The organism is uncultured Eudoraea sp. (genome assembly GCF_947258925.1).
GTDB lineage: Bacteria > Bacteroidota > Bacteroidia > Flavobacteriales > Flavobacteriaceae > Eudoraea.
This window is the reverse complement of sequence record NZ_CAMYKG010000004.1, coordinates 83952-106440: the sequence shown is the minus strand read 5'-3', so window position 1 is coordinate 106440 and position 22489 is coordinate 83952. Positions and strand designations below refer to the sequence as shown.

20 protein-coding genes are annotated in these 22489 nt (G+C 37.8%); 8 read left to right on the top strand and 12 right to left on the bottom strand.

From position 1 onward, the window contains the following. Positions 1 to 125: 125 nt before the first annotated feature. Complete coding sequence (sucC, locus tag Q0X77_RS02115; protein WP_297792403.1) at positions 126 to 1319, bottom strand: ADP-forming succinate--CoA ligase subunit beta; 1194 nt, start codon at positions 1317 to 1319, stop codon at positions 126 to 128. Positions 1320 to 1474: 155 nt separating this feature from the next. Next, positions 1475 to 2113: an LON peptidase substrate-binding domain-containing protein gene (locus Q0X77_RS02110; RefSeq protein ID WP_297792401.1), complete on the bottom strand. Its 639-nt coding sequence runs from the start codon at positions 2111 to 2113 to the stop codon at positions 1475 to 1477. A 163-nt stretch (positions 2114 to 2276) separates the two neighbouring features. Here Q0X77_RS02110 and lysA point away from each other — a divergent pair, with 163 nt between their 5' ends. Continuing rightward, positions 2277 to 3518, top strand: coding sequence for a diaminopimelate decarboxylase (lysA, locus tag Q0X77_RS02105; RefSeq protein WP_297792399.1), 1242 nt, complete (start codon positions 2277 to 2279; stop codon positions 3516 to 3518). Positions 3519 to 3579: 61 nt separating this feature from the next. Then, positions 3580 to 4113 (top strand): DUF255 domain-containing protein, encoded by a 534-nt coding sequence (locus Q0X77_RS02100; RefSeq protein WP_297792397.1) that lies wholly within the window; start codon positions 3580 to 3582, stop codon positions 4111 to 4113. Between the two features lies 1 nt (position 4114). Here the strand turns inward: Q0X77_RS02100 and guaB are convergent, their stop codons facing one another. Continuing rightward, positions 4115 to 5587, bottom strand: coding sequence for an IMP dehydrogenase (gene guaB, locus Q0X77_RS02095; protein WP_297792395.1), 1473 nt, complete (start codon positions 5585 to 5587; stop codon positions 4115 to 4117). Positions 5588 to 5814: 227 nt separating this feature from the next. On the opposite strand from guaB, the gene Q0X77_RS02090 reads away from it, so the two are divergent. Beyond that, the gene (locus tag Q0X77_RS02090; protein ID WP_297792392.1) at positions 5815 to 8049 is read left to right on the top strand and encodes a TonB-dependent receptor; all 2235 of its coding nucleotides are present in this window, start codon (positions 5815 to 5817) and stop codon (positions 8047 to 8049) included. Positions 8050 to 8083: 34 nt separating this feature from the next. Here the strand turns inward: Q0X77_RS02090 and Q0X77_RS02085 are convergent, their stop codons facing one another. Then, a complete protein-coding gene (locus Q0X77_RS02085) occupies positions 8084 to 8950 on the bottom strand; it encodes a hydroxymethylglutaryl-CoA lyase (protein WP_297792390.1) in 867 nt (288 codons plus the stop codon). Between the two features lie 31 nt (positions 8951 to 8981). After that, complete coding sequence (locus Q0X77_RS02080) at positions 8982 to 9608, bottom strand: LysE family translocator (protein ID WP_297792546.1); 627 nt, start codon at positions 9606 to 9608, stop codon at positions 8982 to 8984. A gap of 75 nt (positions 9609 to 9683) precedes the next feature. Here Q0X77_RS02080 and Q0X77_RS02075 point away from each other — a divergent pair, with 75 nt between their 5' ends. Then, positions 9684 to 10106 (top strand): Dabb family protein, encoded by a 423-nt coding sequence (locus Q0X77_RS02075; protein ID WP_297792388.1) that lies wholly within the window; start codon positions 9684 to 9686, stop codon positions 10104 to 10106. 67 nt (positions 10107 to 10173) lie between these two features. On the opposite strand, the gene Q0X77_RS02070 is transcribed toward Q0X77_RS02075, so the two are convergent. The 3 genes from Q0X77_RS02070 to Q0X77_RS02060 all read right to left on the bottom strand — a co-directional run bounded on the left by Q0X77_RS02070 (position 10174) and on the right by Q0X77_RS02060 (position 14747). Then, on the bottom strand, positions 10174 to 11211 hold the full coding sequence (locus Q0X77_RS02070) for a quinone-dependent dihydroorotate dehydrogenase (RefSeq protein ID WP_297792386.1): 1038 nt from the start codon (positions 11209 to 11211) through the stop codon (positions 10174 to 10176). 86 nt (positions 11212 to 11297) lie between these two features. Further along, entirely contained in the window at positions 11298 to 11669 is a 372-nt protein-coding gene (locus Q0X77_RS02065) for a hypothetical protein (RefSeq protein ID WP_297792384.1), read from the bottom strand. A gap of 207 nt (positions 11670 to 11876) precedes the next feature. After that, entirely contained in the window at positions 11877 to 14747 is a 2871-nt protein-coding gene (locus Q0X77_RS02060; protein WP_297792383.1) for a TonB-dependent receptor, read from the bottom strand. A gap of 163 nt (positions 14748 to 14910) precedes the next feature. Between Q0X77_RS02060 and pepT the strand changes: the two genes are divergently transcribed. Next, positions 14911 to 16134 carry a peptidase T gene (gene pepT, locus Q0X77_RS02055; protein WP_297792381.1) on the top strand — a complete coding sequence of 408 codons (1224 nt, stop codon included), beginning with the start codon at positions 14911 to 14913 and terminating at the stop codon, positions 16132 to 16134. Between the two features lie 8 nt (positions 16135 to 16142). After that, positions 16143 to 16733 (top strand): DUF1801 domain-containing protein, encoded by a 591-nt coding sequence (locus Q0X77_RS02050; protein WP_297792379.1) that lies wholly within the window; start codon positions 16143 to 16145, stop codon positions 16731 to 16733. Between the two features lie 69 nt (positions 16734 to 16802). On the opposite strand, the gene Q0X77_RS02045 is transcribed toward Q0X77_RS02050, so the two are convergent. The 4 genes from Q0X77_RS02045 to nusB all read right to left on the bottom strand — a co-directional run bounded on the left by Q0X77_RS02045 (position 16803) and on the right by nusB (position 20043). Next, positions 16803 to 18152: a Gfo/Idh/MocA family oxidoreductase gene (locus tag Q0X77_RS02045; RefSeq protein ID WP_297792377.1), complete on the bottom strand. Its 1350-nt coding sequence runs from the start codon at positions 18150 to 18152 to the stop codon at positions 16803 to 16805. 105 nt (positions 18153 to 18257) lie between these two features. Further along, positions 18258 to 18548, bottom strand: a complete 291-nt coding sequence (gene yajC / locus Q0X77_RS02040; protein WP_297792375.1) for a preprotein translocase subunit YajC — start codon at positions 18546 to 18548, stop codon at positions 18258 to 18260. Positions 18549 to 18573: 25 nt separating this feature from the next. Beyond that, positions 18574 to 19050 carry a DUF1573 domain-containing protein gene (locus tag Q0X77_RS02035; protein ID WP_297792373.1) on the bottom strand — a complete coding sequence of 159 codons (477 nt, stop codon included), beginning with the start codon at positions 19048 to 19050 and terminating at the stop codon, positions 18574 to 18576. A 45-nt stretch (positions 19051 to 19095) separates the two neighbouring features. Further along, positions 19096 to 20043: a transcription antitermination factor NusB gene (gene nusB, locus Q0X77_RS02030; RefSeq protein ID WP_297792371.1), complete on the bottom strand. Its 948-nt coding sequence runs from the start codon at positions 20041 to 20043 to the stop codon at positions 19096 to 19098. 172 nt (positions 20044 to 20215) lie between these two features. Between nusB and Q0X77_RS02025 the strand changes: the two genes are divergently transcribed. Further along, positions 20216 to 21970, top strand: coding sequence for an ABC transporter ATP-binding protein (locus tag Q0X77_RS02025; RefSeq protein ID WP_297792369.1), 1755 nt, complete (start codon positions 20216 to 20218; stop codon positions 21968 to 21970). Between the two features lie 78 nt (positions 21971 to 22048). Further along, on the top strand, positions 22049 to 22420 hold the full coding sequence (locus Q0X77_RS02020) for a PUR family DNA/RNA-binding protein (RefSeq protein WP_297792367.1): 372 nt from the start codon (positions 22049 to 22051) through the stop codon (positions 22418 to 22420). The last annotated feature ends 69 nt before the right edge of the window (positions 22421 to 22489 follow it).

Sequence of the window (22489 nt, the reverse complement as noted above, 5' to 3'; positions counted from 1 at the left end):
AAGAGACCTTTTAGCTATAATGAGCGGCTGATTCAAATCCCCAAATGATGAGTTGTAAAACATAAAAAGGGCAACGTTTAACACGTTACCCTTATCACAATTTGGAAAATTTATGCAACCTATTTCTAAGCTAAAACTTCTTTTACTTTATCTGCTGCCTCCTGGAATTGAACAGCAGAGTGTACGGCAAGTCCGGAATTATCAATAATCTCTTTGGCCAATTCGGCATTTGTACCTTGCAGACGGACAATTATAGGTACTTTTATTGCATCCCCCATATTTTTATACGCATCAACCACGCCCTGAGCTACCCGGTCACATCTTACGATACCGCCAAAGATATTTATCAGAATAGCTTTAACCGCACTATCCTTTAAAATAATTCGAAACGCTTCTTCCACCCTTTTGGCATCTGCCGTTCCTCCTACATCCAGAAAATTAGCCGGCTCGCCTCCTGCCATTTTAATAAGATCCATTGTGGCCATGGCTAATCCTGCACCATTCACCATGCAGCCCACATTACCATCCAGATCAACATAATTCAGCCCAACAGCACGTGCCTCAACCTCAATAGGACTTTCTTCACGTAAATCACGCATTTCGGCGTACTGCTTCCTCCTGTACAATGAGTTATCATCAATGGAAACTTTGGCATCTACCGCCATTATTAAATTGTCTGAAGTCTTTAATACAGGGTTTATTTCGAACAAATTTGAATCACTCTGATCATATGCTTTATATAGGGACGTGACAAATTTTGTCATCTCTTTAAAAGCCGTTCCGGACAATCCCAGATTAAAGGCTATTTTTCTCGCCTGGAATGGTAATAATCCAACTGCGGGATCAATTTCTTCAGTAAAAATCAAGTGTGGTGTTTTATCCGCTACTTCTTCAATATCCATACCTCCTTCGGTAGAATACATAATCATATTTCTGCCACTGGCTCTATTTAATAAAACTGACATATAAAATTCGCTGGTTTCGCTCTCTCCGGGATAATAGACATCTTCTGCGATGAGTACCTGATGTACTTTTTTACCTTCGGCAGAAGTTTGAGGAGTTATTAGGTTCATTCCAATAATCTTCCCTGAAATTTCTTCAACTTCCTTTAAACTTTTAGCCAGCTTTACACCTCCTCCTTTGCCTCTTCCTCCTGCATGAACCTGGGCCTTAATCACAAACCATTCGGTTCCCGTCTCAACCATAAGTTGCTTTGCAACATCTACAGCTTCCTTTGGGTTATGAGCGACAAGTCCTCGTTGAATTCGCACTCCAAAACTTGCTAAAATTTCTTTTCCTTGGTATTCGTGAAGATTCATATGATATGTGTTGAACGTTAGGGAGCAAAAATAGGAAACCGACCGCATTTACCCTAATAAAACCATAATTAGGCAAAATCTTTTTAAGGAACTTCAAAAAGCCGGGATAATTGGGTAAGTAATTGATCTGATTTGATGATTTTAAGGCTGTATCCTTAGATTTTAAATTTTTTAAAATCCAATGGATCAAAATTCTTAAAATGACCATTCAACTCAATAAGTACCTTGGTACGGTTTACTTCATTCAGAACCCTTATTGTAGTTGCCAAGTGATTCATTATAAATTGTAATCGCTCCTTTTCACTGGCTATCTTCAAGAGTTCATATTCCTGTTCAAATGACAGGCCCATTTTATGAGCCAGGGTATAGCTATTAAACATTTCTATTTCAATCGGTGCAAAAGGAACATCCATCAAATGATAAAGCTCTTTTAATTTTTGATATACCTTTTGTTTGGCGTCTAATTCACTGTCTTTTATATTCTCAATAAACCGTACTTCACCACCGGCATACAACCTATCATTCATTGTACTATTAAAAGAAATTACTTTAAATGCCTGCCTTGCCACACAATTGATATCCATTGCACCACCTTTGTAGGTATTCACGACTTCTATTAACTGTACCTCTGTCCCATATTCTATATTTTCATCAATATAAACTGGTATACCAAAAGTAATAGCTTCTTTGCGACAGTCATTGATTAGTTGTTTATAACGATCCTCAAAAATGTGTAAAGGCACTTTTTCACCGGGAAAGAAAACGGATTGTAAAGGAAAAAAAGGTAGTTTCATTTTAAATATTTTTCTAAAAATACGAAGGGAAATACATTGTCACAAATAGCATATACCTTATAATTGTTTTATTTATAACATTTTGTTTTATTTATAATTTTTCTTAATTTAATTTTGTGCAATAAGGACAAGTATTTTAGTTTTGCCTTAAAGCGACACAATTATGAAGCATTCTGATCTATTGAACATTGCTGAAGAATTTGGAGATCCCATTTATGTCTACGATTCGGAAAAAATAATATCTCAATTTAAAAGGCTCACCAATGCCTTTAAAAAGGTTAGAAAGTTAAAGCTAAATTACGCCGCAAAAGCGCTTTCCAATCTTACTATCTTAAGGTTGATGAATAGCCTGGGAAGTGGTTTGGACACGGTATCCATACAGGAGGTTAAACTTGGATTACTCGCTGGTTTTAAGCCCGAGGCAATAATCTATACACCCAATGGAGTTTCATTGGAAGAAATTGAAGAAGCAGCCGCCTTAGGAGTACGCATAAATATTGACAACCTGTCTATCCTGGAACAATTTGGTAACAAACACCCTGATATTCCGGTATGCATAAGAATAAATCCCCATGTAATGGCCGGAGGGAATTCTAATATCTCCGTAGGCCACATTGACTCAAAATTTGGTATTAGCATCCATCAAATTCCTCACCTACTCCGCATTGTCGACCTAACCAAGATGAGGATCAATGGCATACATATGCATACAGGGAGTGATATCCTTGATATTGATGTGTTTCTATATGCCTCTGAAATTCTTTTTGAAACTGCCAAAAACTTTAAAAATCTGGACTTTATTGATTTTGGGAGTGGGTTTAAAGTTCCTTATAAAGCAGGAGATATTGAAACCAATATTGAGGAGTTAGGGGAAAAATTAAGTGGACGGTTCAATGAATTTTGTGAGGAATATGGTAAAGAACTTACACTGGCGTTTGAACCTGGTAAGTTCCTTGTAAGTGAGGCGGGGTATTTTCTTGCCAGGGTAAATGTTGTTAAACAAACCACTTCTACTGTTTTTGCAAGCGTGGACTCTGGTTTTAATCACTTCATTCGTCCAATGTTATATGGAGCTTCTCATGAGATCATCAATATTTCCAATCCCAAAGGAAAGGAGCGCTATTATTCAGTGGTTGGGTATATCTGCGAAACCGATACGTTTGGCAATAACCGGAGGATTAATGAAATTACAGAAGGCGATATCCTCTGTTTCAAAAATTCAGGTGCGTATTGCTTTACCATGGCAAGCAATTACAATTCCCGATACAGGCCTGCAGAAGTATTATGGCATGAAGGTAAAGCCCTATTAATACGTCAACGAGAATCTTTTGATGATCTTATTAGAAACCAAATTGAAGTCAAAGATCTGTTTGAGAGGAAGAGTGAAAAAGCACCAGTGAAATAAAGAACCTAAATTTTCGTTAGTTTTGGTATAGTATTTGGACTATTAAATCAAATCAATTTTTATGAAAATTTGCCCCCTATCAATTAATAAGTGCTTTCTTTTTGTCACACTGTGCTTCTTGACTTTTACAGCAAACGCCCAGGAAGTTAAATGGCTAAGCTGGAATGAAGCTGCCGCTCTGGCTGCTTCAGACAAGAATCCTAAGAAAATATTCATTGATGTTTATACCGATTGGTGCGGTTGGTGTAAAAAAATGGATAAAGACACTTTTCAAAATGCCCAAGTTGCAGAATACATGTCCAATAACTTCTATATGGTAAAACTGGACGGAGAAGGAAAAGAGTCTATAGATTTTAAGGGTAAAACCTACAAATATGTCCCTTCAGGGAAAAGAGGTTACCACGAATTGGCTGCAGCATTACTGCAAGGAAGGCTGAGCTATCCAACTGTGGTTTTTTTAGATGAGCAGCTTAATATGTTATCTCCTGTACCAGGGTATCAAAAACCAGATCCATTCTTAAATATTGCGCGATATTTTGGGGATAATATCTATCTGGAAAAAGACTGGAAAACCTATAGTGGTGAGGTAAAATAGTTTAACGACTGTAATTGGGAGATTCTTTTGTAATTGTCACGTCATGCGGATGACCCTCATTAATTCCGCTTGCGGTAATCTTTACAAATCTGCCATTCTCTTTTAAAGTTGCAATATCTTTGGAGCCGCAATAACCCATCCCTGCCCTGAGGCCACCGACAAATTGATGGATACTTTCATATAGTTCTCCTTTATAAGGAACACGTCCCACGATGCCTTCAGGTACTAATTTATTGATATCATCTTCCACATCCTGGAAATAACGATCTTTGCTTCCCTCTTTCATAGCCTCAACAGAACCCATACCGCGGTAAGATTTAAATTTTCGACCTTCATAGATTATGGTCTCTCCCGGTGATTCTTTGGTTCCTGCTAATAGAGATCCCAGCATAACACAATCAGCACCAGCAGCTATTGCCTTCGGGATATCTCCGGTATAACGTATTCCTCCATCTGCAATTACAGGAACACCACTTCCTTTAATAGCAGCAGCAACTTCCAATACGGCTGAAAATTGCGGAAACCCGACACCGGCCACCACTCTGGTCGTGCAAATTGATCCTGGCCCTATCCCTACTTTGACGGCATCAGCCCCGGCCTTAACCAAATATTTGGCAGCATCAGCCGTGGCAATATTACCTACAATCACATCTAGCTCCGGAAAATGCTTTTTGACATCCTTAAGTATACTAACTACACCTTTGGTATGCCCATGGGCAGTATCTATTATTACTGCATCTACACCTGCTGTTACCAAAGCTTCCGTTCTTTTTAAGGCATCCGGCGTTACCCCTATTGCTGCAGCTACCCTTAACCTTCCATATTTATCCTTATTGGCTATTGGTTTTTGTGTCAGTTTTGTGATATCACGGAAGGTAATAAGTCCAACCAGTTTATTTGAATCATCAACCACCGGTAGTTTTTCAATCTTATTCGCCTGGAGGATATCCTCTGCCTGTTCCAATGAAGTGCCTTCAGCTACTGTAACCAAACCAGATTTGGTCATAACTTCGGCGATAGGACGGCTATTATTCTTTTCAAATCTCAGGTCCCTGTTGGTGACAATCCCAATAAGCTTCTGATCTTTATCAACCACTGGAATACCACCTATACTATGTTCGCGCATGCTCGCTTTGGCGTCTCCCACCAATGCATCGAGATGAAGCGTAACCGGGTCTAAAATCATTCCGCTTTCCGCCCTTTTCACCTTTCGAACTTTCATGGCTTGTTGTTCGATTGTCATATTCTTATGCAGCACCCCAATACCTCCTTCGCGAGCCATGGCAATAGCCATTTGTGATTCTGTTACTGTATCCATAGCTGCTGAAACAATAGGAATATTAATGGTAATATTCTTAGTAAACTTTGTCTGAATATTTACTTCCCTGGGTAATATTTCTGAAAAGGCAGGGACGAGGAGTACATCATCATAGGTGAGACCTTCTCCAAGAATTTTATTAAGGTGAGCTTCCATGGCAATTAAGGATTAATTGCGAGCAAATATACACTTTTTTATGGTACGCTTCTTTTACCATTTTCCATTTAATAATGGATTAAGTTTTTTTTAGTAATCCTAAGTACCTGAAAACCAAAATAGAACTTATTTTTATTTTTATTTATTCTAAATAAGCTTTGGAGATCCAAAAAAACAGTTATAAATTCGCTCTTTAAATAGGATCTATTTATAATTAGTCTAAATAAATGAAAACCATATTTGCCTTTATCTGTTTAAGTTTAATTATCACATTAACTTACGGTCAATCTACCCCTCCATATACACAACAAAAGGATTCCAACCTGGTAAAATTAGATGAAGTTGTCATTTCTGCCAATGCCATTTTGGGAAGTAAGTTTCAGGCCAAAAACAGGACGGGATCTGCCTATTTCGTTGCGCAGCCCGAATTGCTTAAATTTAACTATACTGATATTAACCGTGTACTGCGTTCCGTGCCCGGAGTAACCCTTGTTGAGGAAGATGGTTTTGGTTTGCGGCCCAATATAAGCCTAAGAGGTACCTCTCCCGAAAGAAGTGCTAAAATAACCTTGATGGAGGACGGCGTACTTATTGCGCCCGCACCCTATAGCGCACCTGCAGCATATTACTTTCCCTCAGTTGCAAGAATGCAGTCAGTAGAAATCCTAAAAGGTAGCAGTCAGGTACAATATGGACCTTTTACGACAGGGGGCGCCATAAATATGATCTCTTCTGAAATTCCTGAAACTTTTAGTGCTTCGCTTCTGGCCAGTTATGGAAGCTATAATAGTGGCGAATTACGCGCGAAGCTTGGAGGCTCGAAAGAAAGATTTGGTTATCATATAGAATACCTGAATTTTAATTCTGATGGATTTAAGGAACTGGATAACGGGGGCAACACAGGCTTCGACAAAAATGATTTGGTCGCTAAATTCAGGATTAATTCAGCTTCCAAGGCAAAAGTTCGGCAAGTCCTGGATCTTAAATTTCAATATTCGGATGAAGATTCGAATGAAACATATGTAGGCCTGACAGATCAAGATTTCGAGATTACACCATTCAGAAGATATGCCGGTTCTCAAATCGATGAAATGGTAAATGATCATATACAAGCTGCAGCCACATATATTCTGGATTTTAGTGATTATTTTCATATTACTACAACAGCCTACTACAATGGCTTTAGTAGAAATTGGTATAAATTAGATGCCGTGACTTTAAATGGGGAACGAAGAGGTATTGCAAGCATTCTGGAAGATCCCCTAGGCAACGAAGCCTATTACAATGTTATCTCAGGGAATCAAAATGAAGAGGGTGACGCTTTGTCTGTAAAAGCCAATAACAGAAAATATGTCTCCAAGGGAATACAAACCAAATTCGATTATCATTGGAATGGGAAAAACACGTTTCACGACCTGGAAATTGGGGCGCGTTTTCATTTTGATAAAGAGGACAGGTTTCAGTGGGTAGATGATTATGGGATTAATAATGGGGTAATGTTTTTGACTACGGCCGGGATCCCGGGCACCAATGCCAATCGTATTAGTGATGCCAATGCCTTTTCTACATATGCTTTGTATAAATTGAAATATAAAGATTTAACACTTACACCGGGGTTACGGTATGAAAATATGACTTTGGGAAGAATAGACTATGGCAAAAACGATGTCTTAAGGACAGGTAATGAAGACCTAAAAACACGTGAGAATTCTGTAGATGTCTGGATTCCCGGGCTGGGCTTTAACTATAACTTCAATCAAATTTCGGTCTTCGGTGGAGTTCATAAAGGCTTTTCACCCCCTACCAGTGCCGAAGGAGAGAAACCGGAGGAAAGCGTGAATTATGAATTGGGTTCGAGATTTACTTATGGAAATTTTTCAGGAGAAGTAGTTGGATTTTTTAATGACTACAGCAACCTGTTGGGAAGTGATTTGGCAGCTACAGGAGGAACTGGCAGTTTGGATCAGTTTAATGCCGGTGAAGTAAATGTAGCAGGAGTTGAAGTCCTTTTAAATTATAATCTCCTTACCAATAATGATAAATTAAAACTTCCCATAACTTTTGCTTATACATTTACCCATACTGAATTTAAAAGCAGTTTTGATAGTCCCAACGATATTTGGGGTGAAGTGAATGCAGGTGATGAATTGCCTTATATTCCCAAAAATCAATTTAATGCTATAATTTCACTAGAGCATAAAGCTTTTCAGTTAAATCTCAGTGGAAGATATAATGGCGGCTTTAGAACTAAGGCCAGTAAAGGTTCTATTCCGGCAAACGAACTGGTTCCATCAAGCTTTGTAGTAGATTTCTCCGGAAAATATATAATCAATAAGCACTTTAGTGTAAACGGAAGGATCATCAATCTCTTTGATGAAACTTATGCCGTGTCCAGAGTACCTGCCGGACTTCGCCCCGGACATCCTTTTGGGGCCTACATCGGAATCTCACTGGTATACTAATTGACCTCTGAAAATTTTAAAAGACGCCAGCGGACTACTGGTAATCCGCAAATAGTTCCCTGGCTTTATTGTAAGCAGCTTCAAATGGCATCCATTGGACCCCGGTATATGACTTATGGGTAGTGAAAAATGAAAGCATTTTTTCCGTAGGCATATTCCCGGTTAATTCATCTTTTGCCATGGGACAGCCACCAAAGCCTTGCACTGCGCCATCAAATCTGCGACATCCTCCATTATAGGCGGCTTCTAGTTTTTCATGCCACTTTGAAGGAGTGGTATGCAGGTGAGCCCCAAATTCTACTTCAGGGTATATGGGGATTAAATGGGAAAATAAGTAATTAATGTCTTCAGGAGTAGAGGTTCCAACCGTATCAGACAGGGATAATATCCGGGCTCCCATATTCGCCAATTTTTCGGCCCACTCTCCAACAATTTCAACACTCCATGGATCACCATAAGGATTTCCAAACCCCATAGAGAGATAAGTTACCACTTCTTTATTGGTTGCGTCCGCTATTTCAAGGATTTCATCCAATACATCAATAGACTGTGCAATTGTCTTATGCGTATTTCTCATCTGGAAATTCTCAGAAATAGAAAAAGGATAACCCAAATAGTTAATTTCGGGATGTTCAATTGCCTGATTAGCTCCTCGAACATTAGCGACGATAGCTAACAATTTGCTCTTCGAAGTTGACAAATCTAACTTTGACAACACTTCTGCAGTATCTGCCATTTGTGGTATGGCCCTTGGTGAAACAAAACTGCCAAAATCTATGGTATCAAAACCGCACCCCAGCAATGATTGGATGTACGATACTTTCCTCTCCGTGGGAATAAAACTTTTAATGCCCTGCATTGCATCTCTGGGGCATTCAATAATCTTTACTTTTTCAGGCATTTGGCAAATCTAGTCTTCACCAAAATTAATACTATTTATTCGATATTAATAAGTAGATCCCTATACCGCAAAATACAACGATTTGCAACCACTTTAGAAATATCTCAATTCCTGAATGTTTTTTGATTTCACTTGCAATAGATCCGGAAAGTACCGCTATTGATGAAAACACCAGGATTGTAACAATCATAAATAAAATACCAAGAACAAAAAATTGAACTACTGTACTCAAATCTTTACTAAAAAGAAATCCCGGAAAAAAAGCAAGAAAAAAAACAGTGACCTTTGGGTTAAGTACGTTCATTATAAAACCTTGCCTGAAGAGTTGGCTTAAAGACTTTTTAGGAACCTTTGTATTGGTCAAAGTTATATGCCTTTTGTCCTTATATACTTTATAAGCCAAATAAAACAAATAGAGTGCCCCAAAAACCTTAATAATTAAAAAGACTTGATCGTTTTCCTTAATTAATGCGGATACCCCAAATGCCAGTAAAGCGGTATGAATTATGCAACCTGTCACAAGACCTGCAGTTGTTGAAAGCCCGTATTTGATACCGTTGGATATACTTTGCGTTAAAACAAATATATTATCAGGTCCAGGGGATATAGCGAGCGCTGCGGTTGCCAAAATGAATCCCGAAAGTATTTCGTAGTTTATGTCGATTATTTAGTTGTATTTTGGTCTAAAATACAAAAGTTAGCCGCTTTTCTTTATCTTTCAAAAATTTAATTCATGAAAACTAAATTACTGTTGATGTTAGTGGTACTAGGCCTGGCATCAATTAGCTTTGCTATTTTAAAAATGGAGAAAAAACCAAATCAGAGCAAAACTGAACTGCATAGTCCGAAGGACAGTGTTTTAAGACATGTGGTTCTTTTTAAGTTTAAAGAAGATGCGACTACAGAACAATTAAAATCTTTTGAAAAGGCCTTTGGTGATTTACCAGGGAAAATACCTGAAATTTTAGATTTTGAGTGGGGTTTAAACAACAGCCCGGAAGGATTGGATAAAGGTTTTACCCATTGCTTTTTTGTGAGCTTTAAAAATGAAGAAGATCGCGCCATGTATTTGCCACATCCAGACCACAAGGCGTTTGTTAGTCTTATTGGGCCTTCAGTAGATGATGTCCTGGTAATCGATTATTGGACCAATTAAAAATTGGGATATTATTTTAATATTGATGCATCAAAGATCGTATTTAACTGAATCTTGTTGTTAGTGCCTAAGATTGATCCAAAATGGCCTTGTTTATCCTTTTTACCAAAGCAGGTCCTTCATAGACAAACCCGGTCCATAACTGAATTAAATCTGCCCCTGCATCTAATTTTTCCAATGCGTCTTCAGCAGAATGAATACCCCCCACTCCGATTATTGGAAATGCCTTACCACTCTTTTCAGATAAGAACCTAATTACTTCTGTACTTCTTCTTGTCAGAGGTTTTCCGCTTAAACCACCTTTTTCCTCAACAAGAAAGTCGTCTGATTTAAGGTTTTCCCTGGCAATTGTAGTATTCGTGGCAATAACCCCATCAATTTGAGATTCCTTAATAATTTGAATGATATCCATTAGTTGAGCATCCGTAAGGTCAGGTGCTATTTTCAAAAGAATGGGTTTTTCCGCAAGTTGCTTATTTTGTGCATATTTATGGTTCTCCATCTTTAAGGCCTTTAAAAGTTTTGTAAGAGGTTCTTTATCCTGTAGTTCCCTTAGGCCCGGGGTATTTGGAGAGCTTACATTTACTACGAAATAATCCACATGATCAAAAAGAGCCTCAAAGCATATCAAATAATCCTTTGTAGCAAGTTCATTCGGCGTATTTTTATTTTTTCCAATATTCCCGCCTATAATAACTTTGTGCTTTTTCTTTAAATTCTCAACAGCAGCTAGCACCCCTTTATTATTAAATCCCATCCTGTTTATTATGGCCTGATCTGCCTTTAATCTGAAGAGTCTCTTTTTTGGATTCCCGGCTTGTGGTTTAGGTGTTAATGTTCCAATTTCTATAAATCCAAATCCAAAATTGGAGAGTTCATTATACAATCTCGCATCTTTATCAAATCCTGCAGCAAGACCAACAGGATTTTTAAATTTTATCCCAAAAACCTCTCTTTCCAGGCGTTGATCTTCAATAAAATAAATAGATTGGAAGAATCCGGCTAATCCTATTCCTGAAACGAACTTTATAAGTTTAAATGAAATGTGGTGTACTTTTTCGGGGTCTAATAGGAATAACAAGGGTCTGATCAGGAGCTTATACATAGTCAAAAAACTTTGCTCAAAAATACAAACTTCGTCAAGTTTTAAAGCCTATAAATAATTAATTTGCCAAACTCGTGATGTTAAAATCACTCGGGTGTTTTAATTTCCTCGGAACTGATACCAGCAAGTGGTTTACGCGCGGCCTCTTCGCACAAACTAATATATCTGCGGTATTGATTTTCATTAAGAATTCCCAGGAGTTTTTGGTCGCATTTTTTTGAATTAGAAATCATCTGATCACGCAGTGGTTTAAATTTTTGTGCTAAGCTTTGTATTTCTTCGGGATTACTCTGTGGATGCTTTTCCAAAAGATTGTCAATTTGTTCCCGGATGCCTTCATTGGACATTTTTAAGTCCTGAATCCAGGTTTCCATTTGCACCAACTGTTTGTCATTAAGTTGAAATACTTTTATTATGGTTTCTGTGTCCTTACCTCCAATACCTAAAGTACAATCCATCAATTGGGCAAAAGATGATAGAGTAAAAAAGAAAAGCAGGATACTGTGGGTATATATCAACTTCATGGCAGCAAATCCTTAAGGGAATTATCAATTAAACTTCTATATAAACAGTATTTTTGATTAAAAATTATACTTCTTTCAACTTTATCAAAATAAAAAAAGCTACCAAAGATGGTAGCTTTTCAATTTATTCCGGTAAATGGATTATTTTAAGATAAAATTGACTCTTGCAAACAAAAATCTTCCTCCAATACCAAATTGTTGCGCTCTCCGAGACCAATCAAATCGACCACTGCTCCTGTTATTTCCGCCATCTGCTAAAACTTCAGCTGCTCTGTCCGGATAGGTATCAAATAAGTTGTTTGCTCCAACTGTAAATGTAAGTGAGGGCGTCGCTTTGTAACTCACAGAAAGATCCGTTACGAATTTGGTGCCAAAAACCTGTTGCCTGTCAATATTTGTAGTTGCTTCTGTAACTTTTCCAAAATATACCCCTCTTAAAAAGAATATCCATTTGTCTGAAGACAGGTTAAAAGTTAAATTCACTTTTGTTCTGGGCACTGCTTCTTCCAGATAAATCCTGCTATCTTCAGGGAAGTAGGTATCTACAAGACCGGCGTCCTCAAGAACCTGTGACGCCTTTATATCACCTACCTGTTGAGTTTTGGAGAAGGTAGCTGCTAAAACCGAATTAAGCATCCATCCATCCCAGACATTAGCTCTTTGGGTCAATACTAAATCTATACCCCTGGATTCTGTGTCAATTGCATTGGCAAAAAATGAAGCTGCCGAAGCATTTGCCTGTCTAAGAAGATCATCCAATTCTGATCCTGTACCCGGACCTACGAACTGTCCTGTATACACCACCCTGTCATTTATTCTAACAAAATACCCATCGCCCGTAATGGTAAGGTTGGCTGCAGGTATTTGAGCTGTTAAACCTAAACTAACACTGCTCGATGTTTCTTCTTTTAAACTTGGTATTCCAAGAAGATTGGCAGCCCTACTGTCATTGGAAAAAGTACCCACCTCTTGTGGGTTTCCATTCTGATCAAAAATGGTAGAAGTAGAATTAAAATATATTTGATGAAGAGATGGCGCTCTAAATCCAGTATTTACAGCACCCCTAAGATTAATTTCATCAGTAATTTTAACCCTTGAAGAGAGTTTGAAGTTAATAGTAGATCCAAAATCACTGTAATTTTCAAAGCGGGCGGCTAGATTAACAAGAACATTTTCAGAAAAATCGGCTTCCAAATCCAGATATCCAGCTATGCTGCTACGGCCCCTGGATAATTCATTATTAGGACTAAAACCAGGAAACACCTGTGAACCTCCCGGCCTGGCACTTCCAAAGAAATCCTCCGACGGCTGTTGTGTAGCAAGTGTAATGACTTCTCCGGCTGCGGTATATTGCGCATAAGATGATTCCTGTCCGGCAACAATTTCATAGGTCTCCAATCGGTATTCTCCACCAAAAGCAACATTAAAACCACTAAAGATATCATCATAAAACTGAGTTATATCGAGGTTGGTCGTATTTTGTGCGAAGGAAAATCCACCCGCATCAAAAGTAGTGGGTGATGCACTTTGGAGAGAAGCATTAAAGGTATTTCCTATAGTATAAAGAAATGCATTCTTTCCATAGGTATTACTGAAATCTACACTCCAGTCCCCTATTTTTCCTTTTATACCAACTGCTATAGATTGATCTTTAATATTAGAATTTATTTCCGGTAGAAATCCGTTGAGATATGCTGGTGTAAAGGTTCTACTCTGATTAGGAAGCCTGTAAAATCCAGCGGAATTTCCTGTTCTAGAGCTTATTCCGGCAAAAGAATAAAGTTCTGTTCCGAAGTCGTCTAAGGGAAGTGCAAAATTAGCAAAAAATCGACCCCCTCTTAGGGCAGACTGCCCTACTCTCATATTAAAATCACTTCTTACCAAACCTCTTGCCGTTAATTCAGACTCTGTATTATCAACTGAGAGTATTGGTTGTAATTCTGCTTTAGTAGTTGCTGTACCTGTATCAATCCCTGCGGCATTTGCATAAAAAAGTACATCAGTTACATCATCATCTAATAAGGCTGTTAAATCGTAACCATCGTTGTTTGCAAATCGCTCTACAGTATTGTATTGATTAAATACATCCCCTTCCCATTCTTTCATCCGGCTATAGTCCTGACGAACATCGAAATCTCCTGAAAAATTAATATATCCTCCTCTTTCACCCAAAGAAATCCCATAACTCCCGGCTATATTAGTAGCTTCGCCATCTGAGCCACCCGTTTGCCCATTGGCATTCTTTGAAAAGTTCGCACCAGTAGTTACAGTGAGATTTAATTCCCCTGAACCCTTATTAAGTATAATATTGATTACTCCTGCAATTGCATCCGACCCATATTGTGCCGCTGCTCCATCCCTTAGTACTTCAACACGTTGTATAGAAGCTGCAGGAATAGCATTTAAATCTGTCCCTACACTTCCCCTACCAAATGTACCATTTACATTTATGAGTGAAGATGTATGTCTTCTTTTACCATTTATTAAAACCAATACCTGATCTGGTCCCAAACCCCTTAAAGAGGCAGGGTCTATATGGTCTGTACCATCCGAAATGGTTTGGGTATTGGAAGTAAATGAAGGCGCCACGTAATTTAAAATCTGATTCAAATTTACCTGTGGACCAACACTGGCTAATTCCTTAACATCAATGACATCTACAGGAACCGTGCTCTCTGTTGCAACCCTGTTGGGGTTACGTGAACCAGTTATAATTACCTCACTCAATTCCAATCCAGATACCAGGGTAACATTCAAAATAGTACTATTTGCCAAAACTTCTAAAGGCTCATACCCAATAAAAGACACAATTAGCCTGTCTCCCAGGATAGCATCTATAGTAAATTTGCCATCAAAGTCTGTAGTTGTGCCTATGCTAGTGCCCTTTTTTACAACTGAAGCTCCAACAAGGGGTATCCCCTGATCGTCTGTAACTGTTCCACTTATCTGCCCGTTTGCAATGCCAATAGCACCGAAAACCAGGACCAAAATAACCAAGTAATGTTGATTCATAACTTATCTAATTTGAGTTAATATTTCTATAAGGTAGTTAAAACTTACCCTAAACCTCCCATTTTGTTGGTTTATCTTCATTTGGTTCTTGATCTTTACAGACATTTATTATCCAGTTTCAGGCTTTAAAGTAATATTGTAATTTTGACACAAACTAAGTGCTATGCAAAAAATAATTGACCGTTTTATTAGCTATGTTGCCATAGACACCCAAAGTGATCCAAACTCTAAAAGTACGCCCAGTACTGAAAAGCAATGGGTACTGGCAAACAAACTAGTGGAGGAATTAAAAGAAATAGGCATGGTAGATGTATCTATTGACAAAAATAGTTACATCATGGCTACACTACCATCAAATATGGATAAAGAAGTCCCAACGATTGGTTTTATTTCTCACTTTGATACCACGCCCGATTTTTCAGGAACCGATGTCAAACCCCGAATAATTGAGAATTATGATGGTAAAAGCATCATACTGAATAAAGAAAACAATATTGTCCTATCACCGGATTATTTTGATGACTTAGTTCAATACAAAGGTCAAACCCTAATAGTAACTGACGGGACTACACTCCTTGGGGCAGATGATAAGGCCGGGATAGCTGAAATTATTACGGCCATGGAATATCTGGTCAATCACCCGGAAATAAAGCACGGTACAATTAGAGTCGGTTTTACACCTGATGAAGAAATTGGCAGGGGAGCCCATAAATTTGATGTTTCTAAATTTAACGCGGATTGGGCCTACACCATAGACGGAAGCCAGATAGGAGAATTGGAGTACGAGAATTTCAATGCCGCCGTAGCCAAAGTAACGGCAATTGGCAAAAGTGTACATCCCGGATATGCAAAGGGAAAGATGGTGAACGCAATAAGCCTGATCAACGAAGTAATTACACAATTACCAAAAGATGAAGTCCCCGAATGTACTGAAGACAGGGAAGGCTTTTTTCATGTAAATCACCTTCAGGGTGAAATAGAAAAAGCTGAACTTGAACTCATAATCCGAGATCACGACAAGGCTCTTTTCGAAGGCAGAAAGAAGCTGCTAAACGACATAGTAGAAAACCTAAATAAAAAACATGGTAATTTCTTATCCGTAGAAATTAACGATCAATACTTTAATATGAGAGAACAAATAGAACCTGTTTTTCATGTTGTTGAAATTGCCAAGGAAGCCATGGAAGTATTGGATATTAAACCAATTATAAAACCAATTAGGGGAGGTACAGATGGTTCCCAATTAAGTTTTATGGGACTCCCCTGCCCTAATATTTTTGCAGGCGGACATAATTTTCATGGTAAATATGAGTATGTTCCTGTTGAAAGTATGGAAAAAGCAGTAGAAGTAATCGTAAAAATTTGCGAAATTGTAGCTCGTAACTAAAAAGATATATGCCTGATCAGGAAGAAATTGAAGCTTATTTTTCAAAAGATCAAAAGTTCAGGGAGGGAATTATCCAGCTTAGAAAAATTGCCCTTAGTACCCAACTCGTAGAAACTCTAAAATGGGGTTCTCCTGTGTATACGATTAATAACAAAAATGTTCTGGGAATAATGGCTTTTAAAAATCATTTTGGGTTATGGTTCTTTAATGGGGTATTTTTAAGTGATCCCAAAGGTGTTCTGGAAAATGCGCAGCAAGGCAAAACCAAAGCCATGCGTCATTGGAAATTTAAGTCAGTAGATGCAATTGACAAAGCGACTGTTCTGGCCTATATTCAGGAAGCTATAGAAAATCAAAAGAAAGGAATGGCAATAAAGCCATCCCGAAAGAAAGAAACCATCATGCCCAAACTATTGAAGGATTGTTTACTGGCAGATAAGGACCTGGACAAAAATTTTACGGCGCTTACCTCATATAAACAAGGTGAATATTGCGAATATATTTCAGAGGCCAAGCAGCAAAAGACCAAGGAATCAAGATTACAGAAGATCATTCCCATGATTTCTGCGGGTTTGGGGCTAAATGATAAATATAGATAACCAGGTGATTTTCTATCCCCCGAATTGTTGTCCAATATTTAAAAATCGCAACCTATCCTTTAATTATCTTCATCCTTTGGGTAATTCCCAGCCATTATGATATGATGCCATCATTATCTTATTAGCTTCATCATCGGTAAATTGAGCTCTATTTTCATCCCAATATATTCGGTTTCCGGATTTGTAGGCTACATTTCCCATATGTGAAACCATGGCAGCATCATAACCTACCTTAATAGGTGCATTCAGGTTTTTGGGGTCACCTGCTTTTACAGCCTCAATAAAATTCTTGGTATGAAGATCCAATCCACTGCCTTGATTTTGTTGTAATGGAAGAGCCTCCATACGCGGAATACCTTCTTTGCCCCAACCTTGAAACTCCTTTTCAGGGATTACTTCCCAACCTTGCCTATCCAAAACTAGAGTACCATTATTACCAATAAAAGCGATCCCGTGATTTCTGCCGTAATTACCTCCGTCAATTCCGGTTGCATGCTCCCATAATATAGAAAAATCATCATATTCAAAAACAGCTTGTAATGAGTCTGGTGTTTCTGAAGCATCATCCGGGTATGCAAATTTACCGCCAAGGGCCATTACAGATTTGGGCGTACCCGCTTTCATTCCATATAAGGCATAGTCAATAAGGTGAACGCCCCAATCCGTCATAAGACCTCCAGCATAATCCCAAAACCATCGGAAATTGAAATGAAATCTGTTTTGGTTAAATGAACGCTCAGGTGCAGGCCCCAACCACATTTTATAGTCAACCCCTGAAGGGGCATTCTCATCAGCCAGAATAGGTACGGGTTTCATCCATCCCTGATATGCCCAAGCTTTTGCCAATCTGATTTCACCCAATTGACCTGAATGGACAAAATTAATAGCATCTACAAAGTGAGGCTGGCTTCTTTGCCATTGTCCAATTTGTACAATCCTATTACTCTTCTGAACAAGGTTGAGCATAATCTCACATTCCTGCATGGAGTTAGCAATAGGCTTTTCGCAATACACGTCTTTACCGGCGCTTAAAGCATCTGTCAATTGCAGACAATGCCAGTGATCCGGGGTTCCGATAACCACAAAATCAATATCCTTATTGTCTAACAATTTCCGATAATCTGTGTACCAATCGGGTTTCTTGACACCCGCTTTTTCGAGCTCGGATGTGCGCCTGGAAAGTACATTTTCATCGATATCACAAAGTGCAATAATATTGACTTCGTTAATTTTTAAAAGCGAAAGCAGGTTACTGAATCCCATGCCATTACAGCCAATGAGTCCCATATTAATCCGATCATTAGGGCCAACTTTCTTGCGCATTGAAGCAAGTAATTCTATTGGAAACAAAAAGGAAGCGCTGGATCCCAGCAGGAATAATGAACTATTTTTAATAAACTTTCTTCGGTTAGTACTCATATGATAGTATTCTTGTTTGCTTCAAGATACATAATTTCCGAAAATTATCAGGTCAAAAAAAAACACCGGGTAAAACCGGTGTTTCTGTAGTAAGTATCCTAATTCTTATTTTTCTTTAGGTGCGGCATTTAGTTTGCTGCTCATTTCCATGGAAATTGCAGACCTGTCAAATTTTAATCTTCCTGCCATCGTCTCTATAATGCATGAAAAATCCTTATCGTTTAAATCCACAACTTTACCATGCAGGCCACTTTTTGTAACAATTTTATCACCTTTCTTTAAGGCCTGTGCAAATTTCTTTTCATCCTTTTGACGTTTCATCTGCGGGCGTATCATAAAAAAATATGCTACGGCAAAAATGAGAATCATTGGAAGAAATTGTCCTATATCACCCATAATTTATTGTTGAGTATTGCTCTTCTTATTTTACAGGTCCTGCTTGGGTAGGTCCTGCGTCTTTTGGGTTAACAAATGCCTTGATTCTCAATATTTCCTGTCCTTTTTCGGTATTCGCAGTCAACGTAATCGTCTTTGTTACCTGATTTTGACCTGAACCATTAAACTTGACAAGAAGTTCCCCATCCTCACCAGGAGCAATAGGATCTTTTGGTGGATTAGGCACTGTACACCCACAACTACTAGTTGCATTTGTAATGATTAATGGTGCATTACCTGTATTTGTAAAAGTAAAAATAGTTTCCTGCGGAGTACCTTGAGTAATAGTCCCGAAATCATGTTCCGTTTTTTCAAAATACATTACAGGCAGGTTTTTCGCCTGCAAGTCTCTTTCTGCCGCTACTTCTACATTTTCGGTGCTTACTTTGTTCGAAGCTTTCTCCTTACATGAGCCAAATGATAACGCCCCTATTAAACCAAGGGCAATAAATAGTCTATTCATTTTAAATAAATTTAAGATTCGCCTGCAAAATTAAGGAATATTTATTTATAATAATCCTCTTCCTGTTTTTTTAAGTTTACCGCTTGCCCTATATTCCTTTACCAATTTATCTAAAATACCATTAATGAAAATGCTACTCTTTGGCGTAGAATATTCTTTGGCAATTTCGAGATACTCATTAATAGTAACCCGTTCCGGAATAGAGGGGAAATTAGTAAGTTCACAAATAGCCATTTTTAAGAGAATAGCGTCTATGTCTGCAATTCTGTCCTTATCCCAATTAGGTGTTTTTACCTGAATTTCTTCTTCAAATTTTGTGTTGTTTAAAAGTGTTTTTGTCAACAATTGCTCTGCAAAAACCATATCATCCGAATCTTTTAACAGCTTTGGCAGAAAGAAGGATTGACCGGATTCGGCATTGACTTTCCTCAATTGTTTTAAAACAAAGGTATTTACCAGTGGAATGTCGTCTACCCATGTTAATTTATCATCTTCAAAGTATTCGTAAATCCTTTCATTCGGGGCAATTACTTCCTTAAAAAGATGTACAATAAGATTTTTATCTTCAGTATAATTACTATTGTCAAGAAGCATGTACTCCTCGTAGATTTCGTTTTTTTTAATTTCACGAAACACGATTTTAACGTAATCCTGATGAAGGTCCCAATTCTTTAATTTCCTTTTAACCAGTTCATCGTGCAACAACGTATTAGTGCTAATTTTATTAAGCAAGGCATTGTTCAGAAACTTATCGGGATTTGGAAATTTCTGGACATCTTCATTTAAATACTTCTTGGAAGAAAGTTTGATGAAATTAGCTTCCATCTTATGAAGTTCAGCCAGAAGGCTTAATACAAGCAGGTAAAGATTATAGGTATTGTCAATGCTTGTACGGAGAAATTTTTTTTGTTTTTCTAATGATTCATCGTGTGATAAGGTTAAGGCATAAATACACTGCATCACTTTTACCCGGATTTGCCTTCTTGTAAGCATTTTAAAGAACCTTCTTTTATATTGTTAGAACAAAACGCAGCAAAAATACTAATCTATTTTAATTCCCATCCTAATTATCGTTTATTCTTATAAGTTTTATAACATTTGGTTTGGGACCAATCCGCTATATTTGTCCTTCGGTTATAACCCAACTGTATTACCAGCCATTTTAATGAAAGAGCTCAGGCATTTAGATAAATACTTCAAAAAATATTGGTTTAAAATACTTGTAGGAATTATTATCACCATTATTGCACGGATATTTCAATTGGTAATGCCTTCTTATGTAAAGAAATCCATTGAAGTTGTTGAAAATTATGTAGCCCTGGAGATTGCAGAACCTCAGGCAAGGGATCTTCTTTTACAGTATATCCTCATCATTGTTGGGGCGGCCTTATTATCTGGATTCTTTACTTTTTTGATGCGGCAGACAATTATAAATGTTTCCAGATACATTGAATACGACCTTAAAAACGAAGTTTTTGATCATTACCAGCTTTTGAGTCTGAATTTCTACAAAAGTAATCGTACCGGTGACCTCATGAACAGGATAAGTGAAGATGTTGGGCAAGTGAGGCTTTACACAGGGCCCGCTATAATGTATGGAATTCAGACACTAACCCTATTTGTTTGTTTGATTCCTTTAATGTTTATTAAAGCGCCAACTATTGCCTTTTATTCATTATTACCGCTGCCTATACTTTCCGTATTGATTTACCAGATTAGTAAAATTATTCATAAACGAAGCACCAGGGTACAGGAATACCTCTCCTCGTTATCTACTTTTGCCCAAGAGTCTTTTTCAGGAGTATCTGTTATAAAAGCTTATGGACTGGAGCCACAGGTAAATGCCGAAATGACTTTGCTGGCCAATGAAGGAAAGGAAAAAAGTATGGACCTGGCTAAGGTAAACGCCTGGTTTTTTCCTTTGATGATTTTGTTAATTGGAATCAGTAACATTTTTGTGATTTATGTAGGTGGGAAACAATATATCAATGGTGAAATTTCGTCAATCGGTACTATAGCAGAATTCATCTTGTATGTAAATATGCTTACCTGGCCGGTTGCCATCGTTGGATGGCTCACTTCTATTGTACAGCGGGCCGAGGCATCTCAAAAACGGATAAATGAATTTTTGAAAGAACAACCGGAAATAAAGAACGAAATCGAAGACGAAACTCCGATAGAAGGTGCTATTGAATTTAAAAATGTCACATTTACCTATGATGACACAAATATTACAGCACTTAAGGATATCTCGTTTAGCATAAATAAAGGCGAAACCGTTGCATTTATTGGAAAAACAGGTTCGGGGAAATCAACGATCCTGGATCTGGTGGCGAGGCTCTATGATACTTCATCAGGTGATATATTCATCGATGGCGTACCAATTAAAAAATTAAACTTACACAGCTTAAGAGCTTCTGTTGGTGCAGTTCCCCAGGACGCATTCCTGTTTTCCGATACTATAAAGAATAATATAAAATTTGGCAAGGAAGACGCGACAGAAGATGAAATCCTTGACGTAGCACGCAAGGCCGCGGTACATGAAAACATCATGGGATTTACAAAAAAATATGATACAATACTTGGTGAACGTGGAATTACTCTAAGTGGCGGTCAAAAACAGCGTGTCTCAATAGCTCGTGCATTGTTAAAAGAACCAAGTATCTATCTGTTTGACGACTGTTTGTCTGCAGTGGATACTGAAACTGAAGAGCAAATATTATTTAATCTTAAAGAAGCCGCTCAATCAAGGACTACTCTTATTGTTAGTCACCGTGTTTCTTCCGCCAAAAATGCAGATAAGATAATCGTACTTGAAGACGGAAAAGTACTCGAGGAAGGCACTCATAACAAATTATTGGAAAAAGATGGCTATTACAAGGAGCTATATATCAATCAACTATCGGAGAAAGAAAACTAGAAAAATGTTGCTGGATAAGCTTTTTTTTTACATTTTTGAAGATATTTTAAGCACAAATACTAACTAGATATTTAACAAATGAGCGATAAAGATTTAATGGATCAGGAAGAAATTTTTTCAAAAGTATTAAGAGCTGGGAGAAGGACATATTTTTTTGACGTTAGAAGTACAAAGGCCGGAGATTATTATCTGACAATTACCGAGAGTAAAAAATTTACCCATGACGATGGTTCCTTCCACTATAAAAAGCATAAGATTTACCTATATAAAGAGGATTTTCAGTCCTTTAGAGAGATTATGGAAGAAATGATGGATTATATAATTGCCGAGAAAGGGCAGGAAGTCATTTCGGAAAGGCATCAAAAGGATTTCAAAAAAGAAGAGCCAAGTCAAAATGGTGAGGTTTCTTCCAAAGACAAATTTACCGATTTGAATTTTGATGATATCTAAACACAAACTTAAAATAACATTCAAACGATCTTTGTTTTCAAAGGTCGTTTTTTATTTTTATACCCTAAC

Excerpts from the sequence above, each read along its gene's own strand:
- Q0X77_RS02075 (WP_297792388.1), top strand. The coding sequence starts at position 9,684 with ATGAAAACTAAATTACTGTTGATGTTAGTGGTACTAGGCCTGGCATCA.
- Q0X77_RS02020 (WP_297792367.1), top strand. The coding sequence starts at position 22,049 with ATGAGCGATAAAGATTTAATGGATCAGGAAGAAATTTTTTCAAAAGTA.
- Q0X77_RS02025 (WP_297792369.1), top strand. The coding sequence starts at position 20,216 with ATGAAAGAGCTCAGGCATTTAGATAAATACTTCAAAAAATATTGGTTT.
- Q0X77_RS02045 (WP_297792377.1), bottom strand. The coding sequence starts at position 18,152 with ATGAGTACTAACCGAAGAAAGTTTATTAAAAATAGTTCATTATTCCTG.
- pepT (WP_297792381.1), top strand. The coding sequence starts at position 14,911 with ATGCAAAAAATAATTGACCGTTTTATTAGCTATGTTGCCATAGACACC.
- Q0X77_RS02110 (WP_297792401.1), bottom strand. The coding sequence starts at position 2,113 with ATGAAACTACCTTTTTTTCCTTTACAATCCGTTTTCTTTCCCGGTGAA.
- Q0X77_RS02090 (WP_297792392.1), top strand. The coding sequence starts at position 5,815 with ATGAAAACCATATTTGCCTTTATCTGTTTAAGTTTAATTATCACATTA.
- guaB (WP_297792395.1), bottom strand. The coding sequence starts at position 5,587 with ATGGAAGCTCACCTTAATAAAATTCTTGGAGAAGGTCTCACCTATGAT.
- sucC (WP_297792403.1), bottom strand. The coding sequence starts at position 1,319 with ATGAATCTTCACGAATACCAAGGAAAAGAAATTTTAGCAAGTTTTGGA.
- Q0X77_RS02060 (WP_297792383.1), bottom strand. The coding sequence starts at position 14,747 with ATGAATCAACATTACTTGGTTATTTTGGTCCTGGTTTTCGGTGCTATT.
- yajC (WP_297792375.1), bottom strand. The coding sequence starts at position 18,548 with ATGGGTGATATAGGACAATTTCTTCCAATGATTCTCATTTTTGCCGTA.
- Q0X77_RS02085 (WP_297792390.1), bottom strand. The coding sequence starts at position 8,950 with ATGCCTGAAAAAGTAAAGATTATTGAATGCCCCAGAGATGCAATGCAG.
- Q0X77_RS02070 (WP_297792386.1), bottom strand. The coding sequence starts at position 11,211 with ATGTATAAGCTCCTGATCAGACCCTTGTTATTCCTATTAGACCCCGAA.
- Q0X77_RS02100 (WP_297792397.1), top strand. The coding sequence starts at position 3,580 with ATGAAAATTTGCCCCCTATCAATTAATAAGTGCTTTCTTTTTGTCACA.
- lysA (WP_297792399.1), top strand. The coding sequence starts at position 2,277 with ATGAAGCATTCTGATCTATTGAACATTGCTGAAGAATTTGGAGATCCC.
- Q0X77_RS02050 (WP_297792379.1), top strand. The coding sequence starts at position 16,143 with ATGCCTGATCAGGAAGAAATTGAAGCTTATTTTTCAAAAGATCAAAAG.
- Q0X77_RS02035 (WP_297792373.1), bottom strand. The coding sequence starts at position 19,050 with ATGAATAGACTATTTATTGCCCTTGGTTTAATAGGGGCGTTATCATTT.
- nusB (WP_297792371.1), bottom strand. The coding sequence starts at position 20,043 with ATGCTTACAAGAAGGCAAATCCGGGTAAAAGTGATGCAGTGTATTTAT.
- Q0X77_RS02065 (WP_297792384.1), bottom strand. The coding sequence starts at position 11,669 with ATGGATTGTACTTTAGGTATTGGAGGTAAGGACACAGAAACCATAATA.